Below are 2,682 nucleotides of genomic sequence, written 5' to 3'. Positions count from 1 at the left end.
ATTCCCGATCCCTGCTTACTGCCGCCCGTTTGTCGCGCGGCAGGCGCGGCGCAAGCGCGAGACGCACCCTTCACGCGCAAGGAGAATGACCTGGCGCCCGAGGCATCAGGACGGTTTGCGGCTGGCCACCACTGCCCCGACGATCACCAGTAGCGCGGCAGCAGGATAGCCTGCGACGAGGTCGACCCAACCTTCCGGCTGAGCCGGCCCGAAAGCTTCCAAATGCGCAAGCCAGTGAATGATGCCAACTGCTGCTCCACCGATCATGATCACTTGACCAGTGCGGAGATATATCCGGCGGCGGCGGTACCGCTTCTGGAGTTCTTCAGGGGCGGGCTCTCTACGCGGCGTGTCCATATACTCTCCTTGCTTGTATGGGTTTGTGCAGCACCAACGTGCTGCGGCGACAAGTGCTGCACTTCGGCACTCAATGTGCCGACACGGACAGTGAGTGAGACCAGGTCGGGGCGCGTCGCCGACGGTTCATTGCAGGGCCCACGTTTAGGCGAGCGCGAGCGCCTGTGCCGGTACGGACCTCGCCATTGGGTACGTGCTTCACGTTCACGGCGCGTTCAATCGCCGCACCCCTCGTGGTGGCGAGTCACGCATCACAAATTCCCCAAGCGCGATCGGTGCTGCGGCGGGATGACTTCGACGAGAGTCGAGGCGCCGCACCCGCCGCGAGTAGGACAACGAGGGCGCCCACACCGATCTGGTCGAGCCATGGTGCTACGGCCATCGCTGGGGTGACCGAGTCGGATAGCGGCGCCTCGGCGACCATGGCAGAACTTGTGAATGGCGCTATCGTGGCGATCTCTGCACCGTCGGGCGCGATGATCGCGGATGATCCCACAGTGGACGCGTTGACCACGGATCGAGCTGTCTCCATGGCGCGGGCGCGCGCGATGGAGAGCTGCTGCTCACCCTGAGCTGAATCACCGAAGTCAGCATTATTGGATGGGACGATCAGAATCTCGGCTCCCGCCGCGATGATTTCCCGAGCGAGCCGGTCGGAGACGATGTCGAAGCAGAGTGCCACACCGATCGGGACGCCGTCGACCTGGACGGTGGCGCCTGTCGTGCCCGGGGTCATATCGACAGGAATCAGTGACGGAACGAACGGCAGGAGGCTTGACCAAAGTGCACGGTCCGGAAGGAATTCGGCGAAAGGGACCGGGTACCTCTTGTCATATTGTTCGACTACTCCCACGCCCGCGCGCCAGACGAGTGCGCTGTTGAAGACCTCACCGTCGTCTACCGTGAGCGTGCCGAAAAGGATAGGCGCGCTCACCCGATCGGAGATCCCGTCGAGCGAGGCTTGAACTTCGGCGATTCGCGCGACGTCAACATCAACAGAATTCTCAGGCCACACCAGAAGATCGAGATCTTCGCCATAGAGCGATTGCGTTGCACGCACATGATCGCCGAAAATTCTCCCCGGCGCACTGGCGTTAAAGATGCCGGCGTCCGAGTTGCCCTGCGCCGCACCAACTCGCATAGTTCCTGTTTCGTTGTAGGAAAAAGAGGGCACGGCCACGAGAGCGGCCAGAAGAACGAGTGGAGCGGATGCGTGCCCCAGTCCGAGCGAGCGTGCGACCTGCACGAGCATCGTGCTCATCACGACGACAGCGAAAGTAGTTCCGGCTACCCCGACCCACGGCAGTAGGTCGCGCAATGGGCCGTCGACCTGGCTGTAGGCGAGTCGACCCCACGCGAAGCCACCATACGGCCAGTTCCCAGCAACGAAATCGCGTCCTACCCACGCCGCTCCCACCAGCACGGGAACCACCACCATCCGGGTGAAGTCTCCCGGAATCCACTCCTCAATCGTCCGCCAGCCGGCGATCATGATTGCGGCGGCGCCCACCGACATGAGTACCTGCAACGCGACGAGTGCTGCCCAGGGTGCGGGACCGAGATAGGTCGTCAACCAGACAATGTGAATACCCCAGAAACATGTCGCTCCCGCCGCAGCTCCCGCCAGCGCATGGGTCATCCGTGGTGCCGTCAGAACGCAGACCTGCAGCGCGACGCCCACGAGCGCGAAGGGCCAAGACCCGACTGGGGGAAACGCGAGCGTCGTGAGAGAACCCCCCAGTGCGCCAAGAGCCAGAGTCCGCAGGAAGGCATATCGGGGCGCCCGTCGCCGCGCCGACTTCGTGTGGCGGGGGCGAACCGCGTCGAGCGGGACCGGGATGGTCACGGTCCCGGGGGGTTATCGCCCGCCACGCGGGGGTCGGAGTCGGACGCTACGAAGGTTGAGCGGTGGGATTGCCTCTCACTCCCGAGAGTGCGGCCACTCTCCTGGTCGCTTGAAGCGGTTTTCGGGGAGCGGCCCTGTCGGTAAACGCTTAGTTCGGGCTCCGGGTGCCGGGCCGCTTGGACAACGACGAGAACCACGCCGGCAATCGCGACGACGAGCGCTGTGAGCACGTTTATCTTGACGCCCCAGATTTCGAGCTCGGTGGGGTCGATACGAATGGATTCGAACCACGCCCTGCCCGTGCCGTAGATAAGCAGGTAGACGCCGAGCGCCCTGCCCCACCTCAGGTCATAACGACGCTCCAGAAGAAGGATCGTCGCGGCGCCTGCGAGATTCCACAACATCTCGTACAGAAAGAGCGGGTGAAAAATCGTGCCCGGCGGCAGGCCCTCCGGGAAAGCGGCGCTCTGCGGGTCGAT

Annotated in this window: 3 protein-coding genes; all 3 read right to left on the bottom strand. The window is 63.7% G+C overall.

Going from position 1 to position 2,682, the window contains the following annotated elements:
* Positions 1 to 105: 105 nt before the first annotated feature.
* Positions 106 to 357 (bottom strand): hypothetical protein, encoded by a 252-nt coding sequence (locus tag DI573_RS14590; RefSeq protein WP_292815851.1) that lies wholly within the window; start codon positions 355 to 357, stop codon positions 106 to 108.
* A 244-nt stretch (positions 358 to 601) separates the two neighbouring features.
* A complete protein-coding gene (gene lnt, locus DI573_RS14585; protein WP_292815850.1) occupies positions 602 to 2,203 on the bottom strand; it encodes an apolipoprotein N-acyltransferase in 1,602 nt (533 codons plus the stop codon).
* Positions 2,200 to 2,682, bottom strand: a 483-nt coding sequence (locus DI573_RS14580) for a prolipoprotein diacylglyceryl transferase family protein (RefSeq protein WP_292815848.1), incomplete at its 5' end; no start/stop codon positions are given. The genes DI573_RS14580 and lnt, both read right to left, overlap by 4 nt.

The organism is Microbacterium sp. (assembly GCF_003248605.1).
Classification (GTDB): Bacteria; Actinomycetota; Actinomycetes; order Actinomycetales; family Microbacteriaceae; genus Microbacterium.
The sequence above is the reverse complement of the archived record's forward strand: the minus strand, read 5'-3'. Positions and strand labels throughout refer to the sequence as shown.

What these genes read in the sequence shown, in the direction of transcription:
- DI573_RS14590 (WP_292815851.1), bottom strand. Translation starts at nt 357, where the DNA reads ATGGACACGCCGCGTAGAGAGCCCGCCCCTGAAGAACTCCAGAAGCGG.